The following is a 23,865-nucleotide window of genomic DNA, read 5'->3' on the forward strand; positions in this document are numbered from 1 at the left end:
AGTCCGCTGCATAAATCTACCGCGCAGGTTAGAACCCAAGGTCGGATACGGCATGCGGACTGCAGGCAGAGAAAACTGGCCGATTTTCTCTGCACGGGAGGGATAATACAAGGCTGGATAAGATGCGCCAGCATCGCATCCAGCAACAAAAAAGGGCAAGGTGTCACCACCCTGCCCTTTTATTTAAAGCTGAAAAGACTATTTCGCGTTGTAATTACGCAGCGCATTACGCCCCAGCACAATTCCCGCGCCAACCATGCCGCCCAGCAGTACTGCCAGAATCAGTGTGATGGCCTTTTTCGGGCTATCGCGACGAATTGGCAGTGTGGGTTTCATAACGTAACGGTAGGCATGAATATCAAGATCATCTACCTTTAAGCTTTCGATATCCAGCAGGTTTTGACGAGTCTGATAATAGTTTGGCGAGAACACAAGCGGACGAGTCGCTTCGTGCTTAATCATCGACTCCAGTGCTTCGCTACCTAACAAAAGCAACGTATCCTGAGTAATATTTTCACCAGTCTGCTGAATCTGCGGCTTTGTTACCTGCGCCTGATTCGCATACTGCAACGCTTCCTGAATCTGGCGGATACGCAGCGTTTTTTGCTCCTGAGCCACCACTTCCTGAGTTTTCAGGGAGTCCTGCAAGGTTTTCATACCCAAAGCGATATTATCCTTCAGGTCTTTCTCCAGCTCTTCATTCACTCGGTCATCAACTTGTTGAATGTATTCAGCCAGCTTTTTCTGTGCATCCTCCGCAGTGTGCCCGACATAAGAAACAGCTAACGGTAACGGCTGGTTTTTAACAGCAGGCTCGATAGTCAGTTTTTCGCGTTCTTCCTGATTATCCAGCGTTTCAGCTAATGCAGAGAAAGCAGAACTGAAGCGCCCAATCAACGCCTCCTGTAAATCAGCTACTTTTGGCGCAGACTGGCCATAAATTACATTCATGGCGTTGTTATAGCCGGCAATTTGCCCCACATCAGGTTGAGTGACAATGGCTGTTGACGTCCATTGCTCTTTCGCGACTGCCAGGTATCCAATAGCCAACACGATAGCCACAATGATTGTGGCTATAATGGTCATCTTCCCACGCCACAGTTGCATCAGTAAATCAATTAAATCAATCTGTTCCGGGTCATTGTTGCGCCCAGAAATATTATTATTTTCAACTTTCATCATTACCCTAACAGACGGAAAATTTCAGGTCGCCATAGTTTAGCGATAATCCGTATGAATGCCATAGGATAAACAATAAATATAATGAATTGTTACATGAACATAGATACCAAGCACTGCCAAAAAACACCTGATTACAGATAGTTAGTCGCTACCGAAAAGATCCCGGGTGTAGACCTTGTCTGCTGCATCTTTAAGCTCTTCTGACATTCGATTAGAGATAATGACATCAGCCTGTTGCTTAAAAGTCGCGAGATCACGTTCCAGACGTGAATTGAAAAACATTTCTTCCTTCATTACCGGTTCATAGATAATCACTTCTACCCCCTTAGCTTTGATCCGCTTCATAATCCCCTGAATAGACGAAGCGCGGAAGTTATCCGAACCGCTCTTCATAATCAGACGATATATTCCAACTACTTTTGGTTTGCGCAACAAGATAGCATCGGCGATGAAGTCTTTCCGGGTACGATTAGCCTCAACGATGGCAGAGATAATATTATTGGGAACAGACTGATAGTTTGCCAACAGCTGCTTAGTATCTTTCGGTAGGCAGTAGCCACCGTAACCAAATGATGGATTGTTGTAATGGTTGCCGATGCGAGGATCAAGACAAACGCCTTCAATAATTTGGCGGGTGTTCAGTCCTAAACTTTCTGCATAGCTATCCAGTTCATTAAAGTACGCCACACGCATCGCGAGATAGGTATTAGCAAAAAGTTTAATCGCTTCAGCTTCGGTTGAATCAGTAAACAGGGTTGGAATATTTTGTTTGATTGCCCCTTCCTGTAATAACGCGGCAAAACGCTCTGCGCGTTCAGAACGTTCGCCGATCACGATACGAGAAGGATGAAGGTTATCGTAAAGGGCTTTGCCTTCTCGGAGGAATTCAGGGGAGAAGATGATGTTCTCTGTCTTGAATTTTTTTTGCATCGCGGCCGTAAAACCTACCGGAACCGTGGACTTAATAATCATTACTGCATGAGGGTTTATTTCTGTAACATCTTTAATTACTGATTCTACACTGGATGTATTGAAATAATTGGTTTTAGGATCATAGTCGGTCGGGGTTGCGATGATTACATAATCAGCATTCCGGTAGGCTTCTTTTTTATCTAACGTGGCATTAAAACGTATTTTGTCTGATTGCAAAAATTGCTGAATTTCTTTATCAACAATAGGAGATATCCGATCATTTAGCATTGCAACGCGAGATGGTAAAATATCTAATGCTACAACGTTATGATTTTGTGCGATTAATAGCCCATTAGACAGGCCAACATAACCGGTTCCGGAAATGGTGATTTTCATTTCATGCTCTCAGAATTAACTTAACTATGAATCATGATGTTTTAGCACCCTGATAAGAGTTAAAAGTTTTAACGCCACGATGATGTCTGGTCAACGAAACGAAAAACATTTCAGATTTTCTTTATAAGAATAGCTGCTATTTATTAAGTTAGTATTAAGCAATGAATTTAAATCAATAAGATTGATAGCAAAAAAAAGCCCGGCGATAAATGCCGGGCCTTAGTTTAATACTGATTAAATCAGATTAATCCAGCCATTCAGTATGGAACACACCTTCTTTATCAATGCGCTTATAAGTATGCGCCCCGAAATAGTCACGCTGTGCCTGGATCAGGTTCGCAGGCAGAACAGCGGCACGGTAGCTATCGTAATAGGCAACCGCAGCGGCGAAGGTCGGAACCGGGATACCGTTCTGTACTGCATAAGCGACGACATCGCGCAGCGCCTGCTGGTAATCGTCGGCAATTTTCTTAAAGTACGGGGCTAACAGCAGGTTAGCAATCTTCGGATTTTCGGCGTAAGCATCCGTGATTTTCTGCAGGAACTGAGCACGAATGATACAACCGGCACGGAAGATCTTCGCAATTTCACCATAATTCAGATCCCAGTTGTACTCTTCAGACGCCGCACGTAACTGCGAGAAGCCCTGCGCGTAAGAAACAATCTTACCCAGATAAAGCGCACGGCGAACTTTTTCGATAAACTCTGCTTTGTCGCCTGCTGGCTGCGCTTGCGGACCCGATAGTACTTTAGACGCAGCCACGCGCTGATCTTTCAGTGAAGAGATGTAGCGTGCAAACACAGACTCAGTAATCAGCGACAGTGGCTCACCGAGATCCAGCGCGCTCTGACTGGTCCATTTACCCGTACCTTTGTTTGCTGCTTCATCCAGGATCACATCAACCAGGTAGTTACCGTCTTCATCTTTTTTGGTGAAGATGTCTTTAGTGATGTCGATCAGGTAGCTGCTCAGTTCACCGTTATTCCACTCGGTAAAGGTTTGTGCCAGTTCTTCGTTAGAGAGATTCAGACCACCTTTCAGCAGAGAATAGGCTTCAGCAATCAGTTGCATATCACCGTATTCAATACCGTTGTGAACCATCTTCACATAGTGACCTGCGCCATCGGCACCTATATAGGTAACGCACGGTTCGCCATCTTCAGCCACGGCGGCGATTTTGGTCAGGATAGGTGCAACCAGTTCATAGGCTTCTTTCTGCCCACCAGGCATGATAGAAGGTCCTTTCAGCGCGCCCTCTTCACCACCGGAAACACCCGTACCGATGAAGTTAAAGCCTTCTGCAGAAAGCTCGCGGTTACGACGAATGGTGTCCTGGAAGAAGGTATTACCACCATCAATGATGATATCGCCTTTATCGAGATATGGTTTCAGGGAATCAATAGCAGCATCCGTGCCTGCACCTGCTTTCACCATTAACAGGATGCGACGAGGCGTTTCAAGAGATTCAACGAACTCTTTCACCGTATAGTAAGGAACCAGTTTCTTGCCTGGATTTTCGGCAATAACTTCTTCCGTCTTTTCACGGGAGCGGTTGAAAATAGAGACGGTATAACCACGGCTTTCGATGTTGAGCGCGAGGTTGCGTCCCATCACTGCCATACCGACGACGCCGATCTGTTGCTTTGACATTGTTTACTCCTGTCAGGGGTGGTCACCGCGGGGTTGCGCGGCTTGAATGTGATACTGATGTTAACTCAGACAGAGTCATAATGAATAGAGTTACATGGGCTTTATCACATTCATGGCATTAACATTTTATATATGGCTCTGTGTAATGCTCATTCTTTAGTCTACTTAATTTTTGAGTAAATTAAGTATTAGTCGTGTTTTTTCTTCCATCAGCGGCACATCACCGCGCGATTCCACATTGAGACGCACCACTGGTTCGGTGTTGGAGGAGCGCAGGTTAAAGCGCCAGTCGGCAAAGGTCATGCTGATGCCATCGGTGCGATCCACTGCCAGCGCCTCGCGGCTAAAGTACTGTTCGACGCGGTTAATCGCCTCAACGGGTTGCGCCAGTTTGCTGTTGATCTCACCGCTTGCCGGAAACGTCGCCATGCGGTCGTGCACCAGTTCGCCCAGCGTTTTCCCTTTCAGGCACACCAGCTCGGCTACCAGCAGCCACGGGATCATGCCGCTGTCGCAGTAGGCAAAATCACGGAAGTAGTGGTGTGCGCTCATTTCACCACCGTAGATGGCGTCTTCCTTGCGCATACGTTCTTTAATAAAGGCGTGTCCGGTTTTCGACATTACCGGCGTGCCGCCTGTGGCAGTCACCACATCGATGGTGTTCCAGGAAAGACGCGGATCGTGGATGATCTTCGCGCCGGGATTTTTTTCGAGGAACGCTTCTGCCAGCAGGCCGACGATGTAGTAGCCCTCGATAAACTGCCCTTTTTCGTCAAACAGAAAACAGCGGTCAAAATCGCCATCAAAGGCAATGCCCATATCCGCGCCGTGTTTGATGACCGCATTCCGGGTGTCGTCGCGACATTCCGGCAGCAGCGGGTTAGGAATACCGTTGGGAAAATTGCCATCCGGCGTGTTGTGCACTTTGATTAATTCCAGTGGTGCGCCGAGGGCTTTAAAGCGGGCTTCAATGGCATCCACCACCGGACCCGCCGCGCCGTTCCCTGAGTTGATCACCAGTTTGAGCGGCGTGAGGTTTTTAACGTTGATATAACCGAACAGGTGATCAACGTAAGCCTCACGCAGATTGATTTGCTGATAGCGACCGCGTTTTGTTTCATCAACGGGAAGAAAGTCGTTGGCTTCTGCCAGTCGCTGGACATCGCGCAGTCCGGTATCACCGCTGATCGGGCGAGCCCCCTCGCGCACCAGCTTCATGCCGTTATAATCCATCGGGTTATGGCTGGCGGTAACTTCAATGCCGCCATCCACGCCGAGATGGAACGTGGCGAAATAGATCTCTTCGGTGCCGGACATGCCAATATCCAGCACATCGACGCCCGCATCCTGTAAACCTTTTGCCAGCGCCAGTTTTAAGGTTTCGCTGGTGAGGCGGACATCACCGCCTAAAACAATGGTTTTCGGTTTAAGAAATTCGCCATAGGCGCGACCAATGCGCCAGGCGATATCTTCATTCAGTTCTTCGCCTAATTTTCCGCGAATATCATAGGCTTTAAAGCAGGTTAACATAATTTATACTCTCTATTTTTAAACTCTACCTTTATCTTCAAATCGAATGATATCATCATCAACAAGATGAGAACCCGTCCAAACTTCAATTAATACAAGTGGTATTTCACCGATGTTTTCTAAACTATGCTTCGTGTTTGCAGGAATATATACTGACTCATTCTCTTTTAAAATTTTTATTTGTTCTGCAACTGTAACCTTAGCAATCCCCATTACAACAACCCAATGTTCTGCACGGTGATGATGCAATTGCAACGATAACCTTTCACCTGGATTCACTGTTACTCGTTTGACCTGATAGCAGTACTTTTCACTACCATCTATTGAGTCACATCGTCCCCATGATTTAAATATCTCCCTATGTTCTTTATGTTCTTTGCGTCCTGACAAATTAAGGTGTTGAACAATATTTTTTACATTTTGTACTGAATCGCGTTTGGATACCAGTAATGAATCTTTAGTTTGAATTATAACCAGATCCTGAATGCCAATAGTTGCTACCAATCCAGACTCAGTGTAAATATAACTATTTTCCGTCTCATGGCAAACAATATCCCCCATGATAACATTACCTGCGGGATCTTTTTCTCCTAATTCCCAAAGTGATGACCATGCCCCCACATCATTCCAACCGATATCCATCGTAGCAACAACAGCATCTTTTGTTTTCTCCATTACGGCATAATCAATAGAATCCTCTGGGCAACTCCTAAATATTTTATCATCCAATCTGATAAAATCCATATCGTAATGAATATTATTAACAGCTTCCTGGCATACTTTAACAATGTCTGGCCGGTATAATGATAATTCTTGTAAGTAACGATCAACACTGAACAAATACATACCACTATTCCAATAATACTCACCTTTTTCTATAAAGCTTTGCGCTTTTTTTAGATTCGGCTTTTCTACAAATGTTCGAACTTCACTGACCTCAAATATATTATCATCAAATAACACATTGCCTTTTTGTATATATCCATATCCTGTTTCAGGACGAGTGGGTTTGATACCAAAAGAAACTAAATTACCAGCCATAGCGAATGAAATAGCATTTTTTATTGTATTGCAAAATGTTTCCACGTTTTTTACTGAGTGATCTGCTGGAAGAACCAACATAAGTGGATTTTCATTTGGATGTTTCATTTTCAAAATTAAAGCAGCAATACAAATAGCCGGGGCTGTATTACGCCCTAATGGTTCTAAAATAATATTACTATCTAATTTATTTAATTGCCTAAGCTGTTCTGCAACAATAAATCTATGTAATTCATTACATATTACAACTGGAGAGGAAGTGTTTAATGTGGCTAACCGAGATATCGTTGATTGCAGCATTGACATTGAGTCTGTTAGCTTTAAAAACTGCTTAGGATATTCTTCCCTGGATAGTGGCCACAACCGAGTACCATTGCCACCACTCAGTATAATTGGAACAAGAGGTGAGTTCATAAAAATCTCCTGATAACTTTTTTATATAAATAGCCACGAAAACTAGCGGGAAGAAGTCTAACAAATACTCTTGTAATAATATTTATTATAAAATCTCGACATGAAATATAATTTGCCAGATAAAAATGATACTGCGCTTTAACTTCTGAAATAGCATATTTTATTCCCCCACGTCTTTTTGCGGTCTCCTTTGAAAATCTCATATCAACTAAGACTTGTTGAATATTATCGCCATTACAACCATTCGCTAACGATTTCAACCAAAGCGCATAATCTTCATATAAGTATTCATTTCCATAACCACCGACACGAATTATTTCACACCTTTTAAATGCTACTGCTGGGTGGTTAAAGGGAGACCTATTTTTTGAATACTTAAGAATAGAATCTCGGCTTGGTACTTTTTTTATTATGCCTTTATCCCCTGGATTAAATTCGAACTCTTCTACCCAAGAACTAAGAATATGAACATCATTATTCTTAGACATAAAATCAACTATACAAGCGAATCGATTTGGTCTATTTATATCATCAGAATCAGCGCGTATTACTAACTCATGCATACACTGCTTCAAGCCAAAATTTAGTGCTGCCCCAAGCCCCATATTTTTTTGCAATTCAAAATCTTTTATATTTAAATGATTTTTCCAACTATCAATAACTGAATTGAGTTCAGATGTAACCTCACCATCACGTATAATAATCACTTCATCCGGAGCAAGTGTATTTTTATAAATTGATTGTAAGGCCTCAGAGAGAAACTTGGGGGAATCCTTGATGTACACGGCCATCAAAACAGAAAACTTTGGACAGTCATCTGACATCTTTACATATTTCCTTAAACATATGCTGTAAAGTAACTATTTGTTTATTAGCAGAAAAGCGAGATAATTCGTCTTTAAACACTGTTTGGTCTAAATTATGCGAATAGCTTTTTATCATAGCATCACAAATTGAATCAATATCAGCATTTGTGACAAATCCTGCTTTACCCATTATCTCGGGTAAAGCCCCGGTATTTGCTACAATTGATGGCTTATTGACACTCATAGCTTCTAATACAGGAATACCGAAACCTTCGTTTTTCCCCAGTAAGATAAGAGCTCGACAATTTTTATAATAACCCCACTTATCTTCATCTGTAATATAGCCCAGTAGCTGGACATGGTCATCTAAATTTAATTTTTCAATAAGAGCCTGTAAATTTTTCTTGCCGCCATGATCACCCCCAGCTATCAATAATTTACAATTATCATTTACTCTTTTTTTGAACTTGAGGAAAGCCGTTATCATCAAATCGTATTGTTTATCTTCCTGCAATGCCCCTACAGAGAAAAAAAAGGGATCAGAATCAGGATGTTGTATAAGGCTTTTTTTTGAATCACCTAATATATTGTAAGTTACAATAACCTTATCACTATTGACATTAAGGGTTTTGATAATATCTTTTTTTGAGTTATTGGATACTGTAACTATTTTTTTTGCTTTGCAAGCAGATAGGTATGTAAAAAATTTCAAATATAATCTTTGCAGAAGACCAAATCTATTAATCTTTCTAAATGGAAGCAAATCGTGAATAGTGATTATTGACTTGCATTTAGAACCCAACAAAATCGGGTTAATATTATTTGGTGAGTAAATTACGTCATGATTACGGAATTTAAGCGGCATTAATAATTGTTCATAAAAAACACGAAAAAATTTCCCATTGATTCCTTTAACAGGAAAGTAGGTAATGTTATTGCTTTCCGGAAAATTGAATAACTCTTTAACAGGTATATCAGCTTGATGTACAATTATTATTTCACAATCAATCCCATTAAAAATTTCATTGATATTTTTTGCAATTAAATCTCTAAAGTATACTCCAACACCGTAGAATTTTAATTCTGAAAAAGATAACAAATTTAAAACTATTTTCTTCATATATATTCAACTCATTTAGGCTTAAGTGTATACTTTAATAAAACAAATACAAAAAGTGAGAATATGACCGCTGTAAATTGGAAGATCCATCCTGGGAATAAAAATATTAACCAAAATAACCATCTCATATTAGTTGCATATACGTCATTCGCAATAATTTTTGACAGCATCGTAAATAGAAAACACAGAAAGACAATCCATATAATAGGCAGGATATATAAATCATTTTGAATGAAGACCCAACCAATTAACGATGGGTTGACATTCCATGAACTTTCCAGTGATGGAGAAATATATTTTGCAAGCAAATCTGGAGTATTAATTTTATTATCAGCAATACCTAGTTTATTTGCAATGATATAAATAAAATTTTCCTCAAAAAAATCTGTTGATTCTCCATTATTTTTTAAAGTTTGCAGTTGATAAATATTATCTGTTACAAATGCAACATGAGAAACAGTCTGAACTCTACCAACAATCTTCATGAATTGTTGGTTGAAAGAGTCCGTATAATTTAAAAAAGTTAATTGTGTGCTGATAGCTTCGCCATTTCTGATAGAATACTTAATTTGTTCGACAAATGGTAACGCCAGAATAAAACATAGTAATACTATACCAGCTTTCCAGTTTTTTTTGTTTTTCAGTCGGCGATCGATGAATGCGATTAAAATTAGGATAAAAAAATAAGATATCCAACCGCGCTGAAGAAATGAAATTATCCACAGAGTGATAATTATGGGTTTAAATTTATTTGTTTCAACATGTGTTAAAAATATTAATACAAGTACATCAACATTAAGTAAAACAAATAACGCAGATATAATCCCACCTCCGCGCTCGTTATTACCTGCAACAAACAGGCCTGTATTGAATACATATATTATATAAAACAATTCCAGGCAAATTAAAAAAAACGCAACCAAATTACTATCGGAAGATGATAATTTTGTTGTAATTGGTTTTATTTTTTCAAGACCATTATATAATACTGATAAAAATAACAAACTTAGCGATATATAAATTAGAGATTGAATTATTACGACATACTCTGACTTAAACCCCGTTAAATCGCCAATCAATGACTCTCTATTATTTAAAACTACAATTGTTGCAATGATATTAAGTGTAAGAATTAGTAATGTGATTGGTGTCGTATAAAATTTTTTTCTCATTTAGTTAAAATCATCCTCTTGATTTTAGATAATTGCTCGTTTATAAAATTTAGCACCTTACCTTTCCATGTAGGAAAAATAGAAATCACAATGCCACTTTCACCAATCTTTCCCGATATGAAATGTTCCATAAAGACACATTTAGCTTTAATATTAATTCGTTCTTTATCACTATGTAACAATTTAGCTTGATACCAAACCGTGTCTGTGTGTATATCAATTAAATGACTACGAATAAATTCTCTTAGTCTTGGCTCAATTTGCATTCCCCATTTAGGTTGACTAATATCAAAATCGTTACTGGAAAAATAATTTGGAAGTTCATTGTAGCAACTCACAATTATTTTCGCAGCTTTTTGATTTATTAACATACAAAAAGAAGATATATACCCATGCATGGCATTCCAGGGATTGCTATAGCATATATTGTTATAGGGGTCAAAGCGGCCAACTATTACAGGCAATTCGGATCTTTCAGTCGTTAAATAATAACTTAAAATTTTTCTTAATATATATTTTGCATTATGTTTTAAAAATAATGTATCATTCAAAATGAGGACTGGCACTCCTGGTTGTGATGATAATTCATCTTCTAATAACTCTATGCCTTCCTTATATGCAGAAAACTCAAAAAGAGAATTTGTTCCAGTTTCGATATAAAATTCATTTATTTTAACCTGATCTACCACATGATTATTAGATATCACAACACCAGCCAGCTCATAATCTGGTAAATAGGCATACATCTTATTTATTATTAATTCCGGTTTTAGCGTATAGGAACACGCCACAATGTACAATTTTTTATTATATTCCATTTGATAAATTTTCCCAACTGACTGAAGGTGACAATAAAGAAGCCATACAATGAGTTGAAAGGGCAGGAATAGGTGAAAGAAGCCTAACTCTAAATATGTTAGTAAGTATTAAAAATAATTTGTAATCATAAATAGCTAATTGTAGAATCATTTTTGTTTTATCAAAGACCTTAGCTTTCATAATATATGTTGCACACGTACTCGGTGTTATTTTCCAATGCCTACTCCCAGAGTAAAAAACAATAGTTTTTTTATTTTTATTTTTTAATGAATCAGGGTGTTCACAATACTCACTATATTTGTCAGGGTGGTCATAAAGCGTTGCCATATCCCACCTTATATTTGATTTAGCCAGATTAAATACTTCATCAATCCATTTAGGCTCATGCAAATAATCATTTTCTAAAAAATATATTAAATCATGTTCACCTATCTTTCCTGCTCGACGATCTTTATCCACTAATTTTACACATTCACGCCATGCTTTACGCTGATCTCCACCATCGATGATGAATATTTTTTTATTATTTATATCGCTATTTTCAAAACACACATATAAGGGATCTAAAGAAGCAACGTTTGATGGACCATCAAAAATAAAATTAAATGCTATTTGATCTTTATATTTTGAATTTTTTACTGTGCTAATCAGATTTACAAAGCACTTCTCATGGCTAAACCACTCCGGTCGATTATTTTTAGTTGTTCGACTAATATCCGTGTGTCGAAAATAAATATGAACTTTCACAAATCATCTCCAATAATACTTGATTTAAAAACAGACTCGAGCTCCAATAACCTCTTACTTCTTTGAGATATTTTTTGGGCTGGTATGCCTACATTTATCGTAAATGATTCACAATCATCTTTGACAATCGAAAGAGCACCAACAGCTGCGCCTTCATGTAAAATAACATCAGGAAGAACAATGCTTCCACAACCAATGATAACATGTTTACCTATAAAAACTGGCCCGCTATGTATATTAGTATATTCAGCAGGAACAACTGGATTAGACATATAATTACCAGAGTAGTCATCGTTGCTGGAATATATTGACACACGGGATGATATATTTGCATAGTCCGATATTGTGACTTTTCCCCTTCCAATAATTGAAGAGTATACTGCTATATGAATATAATCGTGTATATCAATCCCCCCTTCTCCAGCAGAGAGTACGCAAAAATCATCAATCCTTACATTATTTCCAATACTAATGTTGCTACATCCATAAAAAGAGGCTTTATCTGAAATCTTTACATTATATCCAACGCTTTTAAAGCCCATTTTTTTTAGCTGTACTTCATCTAAATACGCCATATCACAATTTACCCAACAACAAATTAGTTATTTTTACAACTATTTCTTCACTTAAATCTTTATAAATTGGCAAGCAAAGCACTTTATCTGCAACATTATTAGCTATTGGTAGGTTATCAACACTTGCTGACATCAACCCTCGATACATAGGCATATTACTAATTAATGGATAAAAATACTTCCGAGAGAGAATATTATTTGCCTTAAGCAATTCATACGCCTGGTCGCGACTCATATGAAAACCGTCATCTATAAGAATAGGAAAATATGAATAGTTGTTGTTTGCATTTTTATTTTCTGGGAAAATGGTAATACCCGGAGTCCCTTTTAGTAATTTACGATAAAGGTTATCAATAACTTTTCTCTTATATATTGCCTCTTCAATATGTTTTAGCTGAACAAGCCCAAAAGCAGCATTAATTTCACTCATCTTGCCATTTATTCCTGGAGCTGTCACAGTCAACTCGTCGGCAATACCAAAGTTTTTTAATCGGTCTATCCGCAGCTTGGTTTTTGCATCAGGACTAATAATTGCCCCACCTTCAAACGTATTAAATACTTTCGTCGCATGAAAACTCAGAATTGATAAATCACCATAGTTAAGTATACTTTTTCCTTTAAAATTCACACCAAATGCATGTGCAGCATCGTAGATTACTTTCAAACCATAATTATCAGCTATTTTTTGGATTTCTTCGACGTCACATGGTGTTGAGTAACAATGGACAGGTAAAATAGCTGATGTTTTTGGTGTAATGGCCTGTTCTATTTTTTTGTAATCAATGTTATATCCATCATTTTCAATGTCAACAAACACAGGTGTAAGCCCATTCCATAGAATGGCATGTGATGTTGCAACAAATGAATATGGAGTCGTTATTACTTCACCTGTTATTCTTAGTGCTTGTAAAGCTGTGATCAATGCAATAGTTGCGTTGTTAAAAAGGGATATATGTTGCACGCCCAAAAAATCACATAATTTTTCCTCCAGTTCTTGATGAAATGGTCCATTATTTGTCAACCATTTATTCTGCCATATCTTTTCCAGATAAGGCATAAATTCCGCAAGTTCTGGTAAAGAAGGTTGCGTTACTGGGATAATTTTATTGTTCATTTCAATCCTTATTTTTTATAAGAGAAACAATAGTTATAAACATCTCTTTATATATAATTCGAATAAGCATGATATATATAAAAGCATTTAATAAGATAGTGGAAATTATATTTAAAAATGGTTCTTGAGTCATTCTAGTTATAATATAACTTGAACTTAATCCGCTAATTAAACATAAACACCATATAGGCAGCAATTCTTTAAATTGCTTCCCAATTGTGATCGTTGAAACCTTTTGGCTAAATAATCCATTTAAAAACCATGAAAGATATGAGTGTAGAACTAAGCCAATCACCATTGCATTTATATTCATTTGCGTCGTAATGACAAGAATAATCGTCATCAATATTTTTTTAAGTATTTCTAAACGCAAAAAAAGATCACTTCGCCCATGAACCTGCAGAATATTAATGTTTATTGCATGTACAGGATATATCATAAATGCAATACATAGTAGAAACAGAATATCAGATGTAAATTGCCATTCCTTTCCTAATAAAACAGAGACTAACGGCTTTGAGATTAAACCTATCCCTAATAAAATTGGAAAAACAGTAATGCCTGCGATTTTAAGTGTGTTTAAATAAGCATCATCTATTTTACCTTTATCATTATAAATATTACAAAAAAGAGGGTACGTCACTCGCTGAATAATATTAGTGAGTGTCATTGCAGGTACGCTAGAGATCTGATTTGCCTGTGTAAACTGTCCTACAATCTGTGGTGTGAAGAATTTACCTATGATTAATTGATATATATTTGAATAGAATGCTTCAAGCAAACCTGCCAGTAACAATTTACTACTAAATGAAAATAATTTTTTAAATGATTCATAACAAAAATTTTCTTTTGGATACCATGGCTTATACATATTTAACACAATACAATTTATGACACTATATGATAACAATTGGAAAACCAATGACCATACGCCATAATCTAATGCAGCTAAAGTTATCGCAATTATGCTACTACTTGTAATAGCAATAAGTGAACTTTTAGCTTGGATCTTAAAATTTACGTCTACGGTGAGTTGAACCTTGGGAATTAAAGTTAGCCCATTTGAAATTACCGTCAACGCTAATATATCAAGCAAAGGTTCCAGTAGAGGTATTTGATAAAATAAAGCAACATAAGAAGATGAGCAATAAAGTAAAATATATACTAGTATTGAAAGACAGATATTAAATATAAATACTGTCGAATAATCTTTTTCTGTACGCTCCGATTTTCTAATTAATGCTGCACTAAATCCACTATCAATTAGAACCTGTGCTAATGATAGAAATAAAGTTAGCATCCCTACATAACCAAAAGAGCTTGGTCCAAGAACCCTACCCAAATACAACATTAATAATAATTGTATGGCTTGGGTACCTAACCTTTCAATTGTGCTCCATAATAATCCCTGTCTAGCTAGCTTATTATTCATCAATTAAACTTTCTCAAAAAGTTCTTTAAATGATGGTTGATTCATATCCTTGTTTGAGATAATCGCTTTTTCTTCTTTCCAATTAATCGCTAAATATTCATCATCCCATCTTATACCTTTTTCCATTTTTGCATTATAATAATTATTCGTTTTATATAAAAAATCAGCGACCTCGCTAATTACTTCAAATCCATGCGCGAATCCTTCTGGGATCCACAGCTGACGCTTATTTTCAGCAGAAATATTTACTCCCACCCATTTACCAAAAGTTTTGGAATCTTTTCTTATATCCACAACAACATCATATACTTCACCCACAACACAACGTACTAATTTCGCCTGTGAATAAGGAGGCAATTGAAAATGTAATCCTCTAATTACTCCCTTAGTTGACTTAGAATGATTATCCTGAACAAATTCAACCTTACGCCCCACAGCCTCTTCAAATACTTTCTGATTAAAGCTTTCCATAAAGAAGCCACGTTCGTCCCCAAAAACTTTTGGTTCAAAAATCAGCACATCAGGAATTTCAGTTTTAATTACGTTCATTTTATTAATAACCCTTAATCATTTTAAGCAGATACTGACCATAAGCATTTTTCTTCAGCGGTTCGGCTAATACTTTCACCTGATCAGCATCAATAAATCCTTTACGATAAGCAATCTCTTCCGGGCAAGATACTTTTAATCCCTGACGCTCTTCAATTGTTGCAATGAAGTTACTTGCTTCAATAAGGCTTTGATGCGTCCCCGTATCCAGCCACGCATAGCCACGCCCCATCATAGCGACAGACAAACGTCCTTGTTCCATATAAATACGGTTAATATCGGTAATTTCCAGTTCGCCACGGGCAGAAGGCTTAAGGCTTTTCGCCATTTCCACAACGTCATTGTCATAGAAATAAAGCCCAGTAACCGCATAGTTACTTTTTGGTTCCAGCGGTTTTTCTTCCAGGCTAATTGCCGTACCGTTATTATCAAACTCCACGACACCATAGCGTTCAGGATCATTAACGTGATAAGCAAATACCGTTGCACCGCTTTCTTTGTTAACCGCAGCGTCCATTAATTTTGGCAAGTCGTGTCCATAGAAGATATTATCTCCAAGCACGAGTGCACAATCATCGCCACCAATAAAGTCTTCACCAATGATAAACGCTTGCGCCAGGCCATCCGGACTCGGTTGTACTTTATACTGTAGATTAAGCCCCCACTGGCTCCCGTCCCCCAACAATTGTTGGAAACGCGGTGTATCCTGTGGCGTACTGATAATCAAAATATCGCGAATACCCGCCAGCATCAGTGTTGAGAGCGGGTAATAGATCATAGGTTTATCATAAATCGGCAGCAGTTGTTTACTTACTGCCATCGTCACAGGATAAAGACGAGTGCCGGAACCACCAGCCAGAATAATACCTTTACGCGTTTTCATTTCACCATTCCTTTTAATTCATCCCGCTCTGGCATCATGATGCGAGATGCAAAAATTTGTTAAATTGCCGTAGTCGTAAATAATTCGTTGAGCATTCGTTTCACGCCCACCTGCCAGTCAGGCAAGACAAGCGCAAAGTTCTGCTGAAACTTTTCTGTATTGAGGCGAGAGTTATGGGGTCGACGGGCTGGTGTGGGATAGGCCGTTGTTGGCACGGCGTTAAGTTTGTTAAGAGCAAGGTTAATCCCTGCTTTGCGCGCCTCTTCAAAAACCAGCGCAGCATAATCGTGCCAGGTTGTTGTACCGCCAGCAACCAGATGGTACAAACCAGCAACTTCTGGTTTGTCTACTGCTACGCGAATGGCATGAGCGGTGCAATCAGCCAGCAATTCGGCACCTGTTGGTGCGCCAAACTGATCGTTTATCACAGCCAGTTCTTCGCGCTCTTTTGCCAGACGCAACATTGTTTTGGCGAAGTTATTACCTTTACCTGCATATACCCAGCTGGTACGGAAAATAATATGCTTCGCGCAATATTTCTGTAACGCTTTTTCTCCGGCTAGTTTAGTTTCACCATAAACATTCAAAGGTGCTGTTGCATCTGTCTCCTGCCACGGTATTTCACCGGTCCCCGGAAATACGTAGTCAGTAGAGTAGTGAATAACCCAGGCGCCGACTTCATTGGCTGCTTTTGCAATCGCTTCGACACTTGTCGCGTTAAGTAATTGTGCAAATTCCGGTTCTGATTCCGCTTTGTCTACTGCAGTGTGAGCAGCCGCATTAACAATAACATCAGGGCGAATTTTTTTGACAGTTTCAGCTACACCTTCGGGATTACTAAAATCACCACAATAATCAGTGGAGTGAACATCAAGAGCAATCAGATTACCCAGCGGTGCCAGAGCACGCTGTAGTTCCCAACCTACCTGCCCTGTTTTGCCGAATAGGAGGATATTCATTACTGGCGGCCCTCATAGTTCTGTTCAATCCACGATTGATAGGCGCCACTTTTCACATTATCAACCCATTTTGTATTGGACAGGTACCATTCCACCGTCTTCCGAATCCCGCTCTCAAACGTTTCTTGCGGTTTCCAGCCCAATTCACGGCTAATTTTATCGGCATCGATCGCATAACGGCGATCATGCCCTGGGCGATCAGCAACATAAGTAATTTGCTCACGATAAGATTTCTCTTTCGGGACTATCTCGTCCAACAAATCACAAATAGTCAGCACAACATCGATGTTTTTCTTTTCGTTGTGTCCGCCAATGTTATAGGTTTCACCCGCTTGACCTTCAGTAACTACGGTATATAACGCACGAGCATGATCCTCTACATACAACCAGTCGCGGATCTGATCTCCTTTACCATAAATAGGTAATGCCTTACCTTCCAGTGCATTAAGAATAACCAGTGGAATAAGCTTTTCCGGGAAATGATAAGGACCATAGTTGTTCGAGCAATTAGTCACAATTGTCGGTAAACCATAAGTACGTTTCCATGCGCGAACCAAATGATCGCTTGACGCTTTAGAAGCAGAATATGGACTACTTGGCGCGTATGCTGTCGTTTCCGTAAATAACGGCAACGTTTCATTGCTATTTACTTCATCCGGATGGGGTAAGTCACCATACACTTCATCAGTAGAAATATGATGAAAGCGGAAGTTTTTTTTCTTTTCATCATCCAGACCAGACCAATAATTGCGCGCTGCTTCTAAAAGTACGTAAGTACCTACAATATTAGTTTCAATGAATGCCGCCGGGCCAGTTATTGAGCGGTCAACGTGACTCTCAGCCGCCAGGTGCATCACCGCATCTGGTTGGTGTTGTGAAAAAATACGAGCCATCGCTGCGGCATCACAGATATCTGCATGCTCAAATGAATAACGTTCAGAATCAGAAATTTCAGCGAGCGATTCCAGATTTCCGGCGTAGGTTAATTTATCGACATTAACAACACTATCTTGCGTATTATTTATTATGTGACGAACAACAGCAGAACCAATAAATCCTGCGCCACCAGTAACAAGTATCTTCACTTTTTTATTCCATATAGCCAGAGAGCATGCTGTGAAATAGACTGCTCCAGATTTGATTAATAGATGCATTAATGCACGCTACCGCCCCTGGCTTAACAGCTACCAGAGCACTGCGTACATTTCCACGATGTGACGAGCGTAACCCACTCGTGCCAAATCCGAAAAATTCAAACGCTAATTGTCTTACCAAACAGCTGTAGAAACAAGGAAAATCCTGGAAAAATTTGAACTATAATTGCAAGCTAACATGCTGTTTTTATTATATTTATAAAAACGACAACGGCAGTGAGATTCAATGAGCAAAACTTATGCTATGAATCTTCACTGCCGTTTTTAATTTCTTACTGACCGACACTTCCAGTCAGGAATTTGTTACTCGCTTAACAACTTCTCAATGCCTTTGCGGAACTTAGCGCCTTCCTTCAGGTTACGCAGCCCATACTTCACAAACGCTTGCATATAACCCATTTTCTTACCACAGTCGTAACTGTCCCCAGTCATCAGCATTGCGTCAACTGCTTGTTTTTTTGCCAACTCAGCAATGGCATCAGTCAACTGAATACGTCCCCATGCTCCAGGTTGAGTACGCTCCAGTTCAGGCCAAATATCGGCAGAAAGCACATAACGCCCTACAGCCATGATGTCTGAGTCCAGGGTCTGCGGCTGATCCGGTTTTTCGATAAATTCAACAATGCGGCTGACTTTGCCTTCGCGATCAAGCGGATCTTTGGTCTGGATGACGGAGTATTCAGAGAGATCGCCCGGCATGCGTTTTGCCAGAACCTGGCTGCGGCCAGTTTCATTGAAGCGCGCAATCATTGCGGCCAGGTTGTAACGCAGCGGATCGGCACTGGCATCGTCGATAACAACATCCGGCAGCACCACGACAAACGGGTTATCGCCAATGGCTGGTCGAGCACACAAAATCGAGTGGCCCAGACCTAAAGGTTCCCCCTGACGCACGTTCATAATGGTCACACCTGGCGGGCAGATAGATTGTACTTCCGCCAGAAGCTGGCGCTTCACGCGCAGTTCAAGGAGAGATTCTAATTCATAAGATGTATCGAAGTGATTTTCGACTGCGTTCTTGGACGCATGAGTTACCAGGAGGATTTCTTTGATCCCTGCAGCCACAATCTCGTCAACAATGTACTGAATCATTGGCTTGTCGACGATCGGTAGCATCTCTTTAGGAATCGCCTTAGTTGCAGGCAACATATGCATCCCAAGACCCGCTACAGGAATAACTGCTTTTAAATTCGTCATTATTTCATCCACCTGTAAAATGGTTGCTGAATTATAGCTTGTTCGATTTTTTTCGCCAGCATCAATTCCCCTGAATTGATTACTGATTTACTTCCGATGTTACGCCGCTTCGCTCAAGATTGCAGTAGCGTTATTCCTAAGTATGGCTCTATTTTTCCAGGAATGGTCGCAAATCTACCTGCCCCGTTCCGGCAGCTTAAAGTTAATATTTTCCACATTAACGACATGGTGATTAATCCTGTCGATATTGACTGAACTTTGTCCTTTTTCATTCACCGCATGAACATTTACCAACGACAGTAGCGTCTCGTTCTTTGCCATAAAGACACCACGAACGTCTTTTCGCAGGTCGAAATTCATGGTCAATGCCGGACCCGCAGTGGATTCTTGCATTACTTTGATATTACGCATAAAAATGTGTTGCGGCTTGTTGTGAAACTCCAGCGAAGCACGCGTCATTTCAATGTTGGTCAACGCCACGAATGAGACGGCATTCCCTGCTGAAATTTGGATTCCGCGCAATTTCCAGGCAATGTTAGAGTTATCAAGATGAATATTATTCAATCTGAAGTTTTGTGGTATTGAGAGATACTTACCTTTAATGACTCCGTAACCGATTAACATTCCGGCACTATTGGTCATTTTTATATTGTCAATAACAAAGTTATCACATCCATATATCGCTACCGTGGCGTTATCAATACCCGCTTTCTTGCTGAAAGCTGGCGTAATATTATGAGCCTTGATATTACGAATGATGAAGTGTTTGCCGTTCTCAACATGAATCAGTTGCCGACAATCCGATCCCGTGATATTCGCCACGACAAAGTTTTTAACCGACTGGTCTTCCGGGTAGTTATTATCGTAAGTACTTCCTGCCAGTCCTATGCCAATACCCCAGTTGATTTTGCCATTAGTACAGTTGATGCGCTCGATGACATGGTCGGATATCAAAATATCACTGTCGTTAATCGCCACGTTCCATTCGATGGCATCGCCCTGTAAGTCGCTGAACTTACAATTGGTGATGTTGGCACCGATAATCTGATTATGAAATCCCTGGCGTAAAATGGCGTAATTAGCGTGGCTAACAGTCAGGTTATCGATAGTCAGGTTGCGCATGACACGTTTATTTTTGCCGCCGATATAAATCTGCGTTACCGGGCCAAAGCCGCTCATCGCCAACCCTTTGATGATGCAGTCAGAACCGCGCACATCCAGGGTGATGTTATGTATACTGCCCCCCTCTTCCCCTGTCACCTGGCTGCCGTCCTGTAAGACAAATCGCCCTCTGCCGTTGCCGCGCAGGCTTCCAAGGATGCGTAACGTTTTACCGGGAGGGATGAAGATGCCGGTGTTGATATTGTCACAAACCAATCCGGCAGGGACGACGACCGTTTGCCCTTCGCTGAAGGCTTGTTTAAATGAGGCGATCCAGTCGTGCGGATTGTAATCGTTGATATTAACGCTTGGTCGGGCAGGAAGTGCGCGGGCGAAGGGGGTATGGAGGAAGGCAAGCGCCGAGCTTGCCGTCAGGAAGGTGCGTCGGGAGAGTTTTTTAAATGACATGCGTTCTCCTCTATAAAGCTTGCAACAAGCTGGCGAGTTCTCGGTTAATCACCTGCTGGTTAAAATCGTGTTCAACTTTTTCGCGCGCGCGTTTGACGACCGGAGCCAGTTCGTCGGTGTCCAGTTGGCTAAACGCCGCCAGACGTTGCGCCAGTGCGCGAGCATCGTTCTCAGGCACCAGCCAGCCGGATTTATCGGCCTCCACCAGTTCCGGAATTCCGCTATGCAGAGTAGAAACCACCGGAATGCCGACCGCCATCGCCTCCATCAGCGCCACCGGAATGCCTTCCATATCGCCATCCGCACCCGTTACCGATGGCAACAGGAAGACATCCGCGTCGTCGAGCATCGCCTTCACTTCATGGCTCGGTTTAAAGCCCGGCATCTCTACCACATCTTCCAGTTGATATTGTTCGATGAGCGTGCGCAGGCGTCGTTCCCACGGGCCAATGCCGAGGATGCGATAGCGAAATGCCACGCCCTGCTCTTTCAACTGACGGCAGGCTTCAATCGCCACATGCAGGCCTTTTTTCTCGGTTAAGCGTGCGACGGAAATAATCTCCAGCGGTGTTGCGGGCGCTTTCACGGGACGCGGGCTAAAGCGCGTCATATCTACGCCCATGCGCGATACGGCGATTTTTTCCCTCGGGCAGCCCATTTTTTGCAGCCTTCCGGCCCACAGATCGCTTATCGGTAGCATCAGGTCGCCGCGGCGAAACAGTTGTTGATATTCGGGAGTGTAGTGGTTGAGCACTTCCCGACTGGAAATATCAATACCGTGGAAAATAGTGGCAATTTTGCCGCGAATGACACCCAATTCGCGTAGTTTTGCTGCGGTTACCCCCGCAGGGCCAAAATGAGCGATAAAGACATCGGCATGAAACGGTGTTGCGACCTGGCCGCAAATGGCAGACAAAATCAGGTTTCGCGACTCTGCACCATAGCGTTTGAGGTTGAGCGCCTGCCAGGTATTTTTACGATGAATGCCGCGTAACGTCTGGCTGGCGCGGTGGCGCAGTTTCGCCACTTTGCCCGTAGGTTCGTCCTGTAACCAACGGGTTCTTGCGGCAAGGTTGTATTTCGTCCAGGCAGCGTGGGTGTTCTGTGTGTCGCCTTTTTGCAGCGCGACAATCTCCACCTCAAATCCCATATCAATAAACGCGGTAATTTGGTTGAGGACGAAGGTTTCCGACGACAGCGGAAATTTCAATAAGAAGAAGCCGACCTTCATTTCACCTCCCCGATGCGCTCAAGCACAGATTGCACCATCTGCATTCCCGTCTGACGTTCGCGACTGACGGCTTCGTTAAGTCGTGCATTCAGCGCCGGAAGCTGGCCTAAGGTATCCGCAACCATCGCTTGCAAGCTGCCGTCCAGTAAATGACGGATATCAATCGCCATCTCTGGCAGCCCCAGTTGTTGCATTATCCCGGCGGATTTATGTTCATAGTTGATGGCAATCGCCGGAGTGGCAAAGTTCATTGAGATAATGGCGGAGTGCAGGCGCGTACCGACGGTGAGCTCACAGGCACCGAGGATTTTGCCCATTTCCAGATCGTTGAGTTCATCCATCACCACGTGGTAACGGGCAGGATCGCTGATGTGCTGGCGCAGGTTGAGCGCCACCATGCGGTCGTCTTTGTTATAGCTGTCGATGCCCGTACAGGTGGAAAGCGCAATCACCTGATAGCCTTCGTCGAGAATGCGATTGACCACCCCGGCAAAGGCTTTTTCATACGCTTGTTGAGTGGTGCCGAGACGTTTGTCGAACGGTGCCAGTTCGCGCAAGGTAATTGCTACCGTTTTCTGTTGTGCGGCAACCTCCAGCCAGTGTTGGACGGCATAGCTGGCGGTGAAATCTTCTGTATGGTGATCGACCAGCCACGCGGTATCGACGCCATGTTCCACTTTTGCGGTAGTGATATTGCTGCGTTTCATCAGATCAAGGCTGACCGATTCGCGCAGGATCAGCACGTCGCAATGACCAAAGACATAGTTCGCCAGTTGGTTAAATTGCTCATCCTGGAAGGGACCAACACTGTGACCAATCATAAACAGCGGCTTTTTCGCCATGAAAGTGCAAAGTGCATGTTCAAACTGCGGCACGCCATAGAGATCGACAAAAAACGATCCGCCGACCTGAATAATGGCGTCGTAACCTGACAGCAGGCGCACGAAGTCGGTGAATCCTTGGGCGATGGCGATATTACGCAGCTTGCCAGTGTCGGTGACGCGTGAGAGCAATACCTGATGCTGGTAGCGGCGACGGAGGACTTTTTTAACGCGCCCGACAACGCCCGCCGCGCTGTTGTGTTGTTTCATTTGCAGGAACAGCGGATCGCCCATTACCGGGCGGTTGAGCAGCCAGGAAGAACTGACAGGATAGCGGCTCATCACGTCCACTTCGGCGTGTGGATTGAGGATGTTGATGGCATCAAGTAAGCCGCGCAAGATGGCGCTGTCGCCACGATTGCCGCAAGTGTGGTTGCCCAGAATAAGTAATTTCATTTTTTCCTCATAAATTTGATGCCAGGTGAAGCTGTGTTTGTTGTGTTCGTTGCCGCTTTTTGCCTGATGCGACGATGACGCGTCTTATCAGGCCTACAAGTCCCGAGCACAGAACCGTAGATACTGTTATGGCCT

21 protein-coding genes are annotated in these 23,865 nt (G+C 41.4%); all 21 read right to left on the bottom strand.

Annotation, left to right across the window (positions count from 1 at the left end):
- Positions 1-198: 198 nt before the first annotated feature.
- Positions 199-1,179: an LPS O-antigen chain length determinant protein WzzB gene (gene wzzB / locus FEK47_RS24255; RefSeq protein WP_135487594.1), complete on the bottom strand. Its 981-nt coding sequence runs from the start codon at positions 1,177-1,179 to the stop codon at positions 199-201.
- A gap of 144 nt (positions 1,180-1,323) precedes the next feature.
- Entirely contained in the window at positions 1,324-2,490 is a 1,167-nt protein-coding gene (ugd, locus tag FEK47_RS24260) for a UDP-glucose 6-dehydrogenase (protein WP_135487593.1), read from the bottom strand.
- A 244-nt stretch (positions 2,491-2,734) separates the two neighbouring features.
- Positions 2,735-4,141, bottom strand: coding sequence for an NADP-dependent phosphogluconate dehydrogenase (gene gndA / locus FEK47_RS24265; protein WP_135487592.1), 1,407 nt, complete (start codon positions 4,139-4,141; stop codon positions 2,735-2,737).
- 165 nt (positions 4,142-4,306) lie between these two features.
- Positions 4,307-5,671 (bottom strand): colanic acid biosynthesis phosphomannomutase CpsG, encoded by a 1,365-nt coding sequence (cpsG, locus tag FEK47_RS24270; protein WP_135487591.1) that lies wholly within the window; start codon positions 5,669-5,671, stop codon positions 4,307-4,309.
- Positions 5,672-5,689: 18 nt separating this feature from the next.
- Positions 5,690-7,126: a mannose-1-phosphate guanylyltransferase/mannose-6-phosphate isomerase gene (locus FEK47_RS24275; protein ID WP_138183413.1), complete on the bottom strand. Its 1,437-nt coding sequence runs from the start codon at positions 7,124-7,126 to the stop codon at positions 5,690-5,692.
- On the bottom strand, positions 7,123-7,950 hold the full coding sequence (locus FEK47_RS24280) for a glycosyltransferase (RefSeq protein ID WP_138183414.1): 828 nt from the start codon (positions 7,948-7,950) through the stop codon (positions 7,123-7,125). The genes FEK47_RS24275 and FEK47_RS24280 overlap by 4 nt, the downstream gene beginning before the upstream one ends.
- Positions 7,940-9,052, bottom strand: coding sequence for a glycosyltransferase family 1 protein (locus FEK47_RS24285; RefSeq protein WP_135487590.1), 1,113 nt, complete (start codon positions 9,050-9,052; stop codon positions 7,940-7,942). The genes FEK47_RS24280 and FEK47_RS24285 overlap by 11 nt, the downstream gene beginning before the upstream one ends.
- A gap of 11 nt (positions 9,053-9,063) precedes the next feature.
- A complete protein-coding gene (wzy, locus tag FEK47_RS24290; protein WP_138183415.1) occupies positions 9,064-10,224 on the bottom strand; it encodes an oligosaccharide repeat unit polymerase in 1,161 nt (386 codons plus the stop codon).
- Positions 10,221-11,042, bottom strand: a complete 822-nt coding sequence (locus FEK47_RS24295; protein ID WP_135487589.1) for a sugar polymerase — start codon at positions 11,040-11,042, stop codon at positions 10,221-10,223. The genes wzy and FEK47_RS24295 overlap by 4 nt, the downstream gene beginning before the upstream one ends.
- The gene (locus tag FEK47_RS24300) at positions 11,032-11,790 is read right to left on the bottom strand and encodes a glycosyl transferase (protein WP_138183416.1); all 759 of its coding nucleotides are present in this window, start codon (positions 11,788-11,790) and stop codon (positions 11,032-11,034) included. Before FEK47_RS24300 ends, FEK47_RS24295 begins: the two co-directional genes overlap by 11 nt.
- Positions 11,787-12,365 carry a dTDP-4-amino-4,6-dideoxy-D-glucose acetyltransferase VioB gene (gene vioB, locus FEK47_RS24305; RefSeq protein ID WP_138183417.1) on the bottom strand — a complete coding sequence of 193 codons (579 nt, stop codon included), beginning with the start codon at positions 12,363-12,365 and terminating at the stop codon, positions 11,787-11,789. Before vioB ends, FEK47_RS24300 begins: the two co-directional genes overlap by 4 nt.
- A 1-nt stretch (position 12,366) precedes the next feature.
- The gene (vioA, locus tag FEK47_RS24310) at positions 12,367-13,479 is read right to left on the bottom strand and encodes a dTDP-4-amino-4,6-dideoxy-D-glucose aminotransferase VioA (protein ID WP_135487587.1); all 1,113 of its coding nucleotides are present in this window, start codon (positions 13,477-13,479) and stop codon (positions 12,367-12,369) included.
- 1 nt (position 13,480) lies between these two features.
- Positions 13,481-14,911 (bottom strand): lipopolysaccharide biosynthesis protein, encoded by a 1,431-nt coding sequence (locus tag FEK47_RS24315; RefSeq protein WP_138183418.1) that lies wholly within the window; start codon positions 14,909-14,911, stop codon positions 13,481-13,483.
- Positions 14,912-14,914: 3 nt separating this feature from the next.
- Positions 14,915-15,460, bottom strand: coding sequence for a dTDP-4-dehydrorhamnose 3,5-epimerase (gene rfbC, locus FEK47_RS24320; RefSeq protein WP_135487586.1), 546 nt, complete (start codon positions 15,458-15,460; stop codon positions 14,915-14,917).
- Between the two features lie 4 nt (positions 15,461-15,464).
- Complete coding sequence (gene rfbA, locus FEK47_RS24325) at positions 15,465-16,343, bottom strand: glucose-1-phosphate thymidylyltransferase RfbA (protein ID WP_135487585.1); 879 nt, start codon at positions 16,341-16,343, stop codon at positions 15,465-15,467.
- Positions 16,344-16,402: 59 nt separating this feature from the next.
- Positions 16,403-17,302 (bottom strand): dTDP-4-dehydrorhamnose reductase, encoded by a 900-nt coding sequence (gene rfbD, locus FEK47_RS24330; protein WP_135405005.1) that lies wholly within the window; start codon positions 17,300-17,302, stop codon positions 16,403-16,405.
- Positions 17,302-18,387: a dTDP-glucose 4,6-dehydratase gene (gene rfbB, locus FEK47_RS24335; RefSeq protein ID WP_135405003.1), complete on the bottom strand. Its 1,086-nt coding sequence runs from the start codon at positions 18,385-18,387 to the stop codon at positions 17,302-17,304. The genes rfbD and rfbB overlap by 1 nt, the downstream gene beginning before the upstream one ends.
- A 372-nt stretch (positions 18,388-18,759) precedes the next feature.
- Positions 18,760-19,653 (bottom strand): UTP--glucose-1-phosphate uridylyltransferase GalF, encoded by an 894-nt coding sequence (galF, locus tag FEK47_RS24340; protein WP_000183029.1) that lies wholly within the window; start codon positions 19,651-19,653, stop codon positions 18,760-18,762.
- Positions 19,654-19,827: 174 nt separating this feature from the next.
- The gene (gene wcaM, locus FEK47_RS24345; RefSeq protein ID WP_135487584.1) at positions 19,828-21,222 is read right to left on the bottom strand and encodes a colanic acid biosynthesis protein WcaM; all 1,395 of its coding nucleotides are present in this window, start codon (positions 21,220-21,222) and stop codon (positions 19,828-19,830) included.
- A gap of 10 nt (positions 21,223-21,232) precedes the next feature.
- A complete protein-coding gene (gene wcaL / locus FEK47_RS24350; protein WP_000862656.1) occupies positions 21,233-22,453 on the bottom strand; it encodes a colanic acid biosynthesis glycosyltransferase WcaL in 1,221 nt (406 codons plus the stop codon).
- Positions 22,450-23,730 (bottom strand): colanic acid biosynthesis pyruvyl transferase WcaK, encoded by a 1,281-nt coding sequence (gene wcaK / locus FEK47_RS24355; protein WP_135487583.1) that lies wholly within the window; start codon positions 23,728-23,730, stop codon positions 22,450-22,452. The genes wcaL and wcaK overlap by 4 nt, the downstream gene beginning before the upstream one ends.
- Positions 23,731-23,865 lie beyond the last annotated feature (135 nt).

The organism is Escherichia sp. E3659 (assembly GCF_005781135.1).
Lineage (GTDB): Bacteria > Pseudomonadota > Gammaproteobacteria > Enterobacterales > Enterobacteriaceae > Escherichia.

Excerpts from the sequence above, each read along its gene's own strand:
- vioB (WP_138183417.1), bottom strand. The coding sequence starts at position 12,365 with ATGGCGTATTTAGATGAAGTACAGCTAAAAAAAATGGGCTTTAAAAGC.
- wcaK (WP_135487583.1), bottom strand. The coding sequence starts at position 23,730 with ATGAAATTACTTATTCTGGGCAACCACACTTGCGGCAATCGTGGCGAC.
- rfbC (WP_135487586.1), bottom strand. The coding sequence starts at position 15,460 with ATGAACGTAATTAAAACTGAAATTCCTGATGTGCTGATTTTTGAACCA.
- FEK47_RS24285 (WP_135487590.1), bottom strand. The coding sequence starts at position 9,052 with ATGAAGAAAATAGTTTTAAATTTGTTATCTTTTTCAGAATTAAAATTC.
- wzzB (WP_135487594.1), bottom strand. The coding sequence starts at position 1,179 with ATGAAAGTTGAAAATAATAATATTTCTGGGCGCAACAATGACCCGGAA.
- gndA (WP_135487592.1), bottom strand. The coding sequence starts at position 4,141 with ATGTCAAAGCAACAGATCGGCGTCGTCGGTATGGCAGTGATGGGACGC.
- FEK47_RS24315 (WP_138183418.1), bottom strand. The coding sequence starts at position 14,911 with ATGAATAATAAGCTAGCTAGACAGGGATTATTATGGAGCACAATTGAA.
- rfbA (WP_135487585.1), bottom strand. The coding sequence starts at position 16,343 with ATGAAAACGCGTAAAGGTATTATTCTGGCTGGTGGTTCCGGCACTCGT.
- galF (WP_000183029.1), bottom strand. The coding sequence starts at position 19,653 with ATGACGAATTTAAAAGCAGTTATTCCTGTAGCGGGTCTTGGGATGCAT.
- cpsG (WP_135487591.1), bottom strand. The coding sequence starts at position 5,671 with ATGTTAACCTGCTTTAAAGCCTATGATATTCGCGGAAAATTAGGCGAA.
- wcaL (WP_000862656.1), bottom strand. The coding sequence starts at position 22,453 with ATGAAGGTCGGCTTCTTCTTATTGAAATTTCCGCTGTCGTCGGAAACC.
- vioA (WP_135487587.1), bottom strand. The coding sequence starts at position 13,479 with ATGAACAATAAAATTATCCCAGTAACGCAACCTTCTTTACCAGAACTT.
- FEK47_RS24275 (WP_138183413.1), bottom strand. The coding sequence starts at position 7,126 with ATGAACTCACCTCTTGTTCCAATTATACTGAGTGGTGGCAATGGTACT.
- FEK47_RS24280 (WP_138183414.1), bottom strand. The coding sequence starts at position 7,950 with ATGTCAGATGACTGTCCAAAGTTTTCTGTTTTGATGGCCGTGTACATC.
- wzy (WP_138183415.1), bottom strand. The coding sequence starts at position 10,224 with ATGAGAAAAAAATTTTATACGACACCAATCACATTACTAATTCTTACA.
- FEK47_RS24295 (WP_135487589.1), bottom strand. The coding sequence starts at position 11,042 with ATGGAATATAATAAAAAATTGTACATTGTGGCGTGTTCCTATACGCTA.
- wcaM (WP_135487584.1), bottom strand. The coding sequence starts at position 21,222 with ATGTCATTTAAAAAACTCTCCCGACGCACCTTCCTGACGGCAAGCTCG.
- rfbD (WP_135405005.1), bottom strand. The coding sequence starts at position 17,302 with ATGAATATCCTCCTATTCGGCAAAACAGGGCAGGTAGGTTGGGAACTA.
- ugd (WP_135487593.1), bottom strand. The coding sequence starts at position 2,490 with ATGAAAATCACCATTTCCGGAACCGGTTATGTTGGCCTGTCTAATGGG.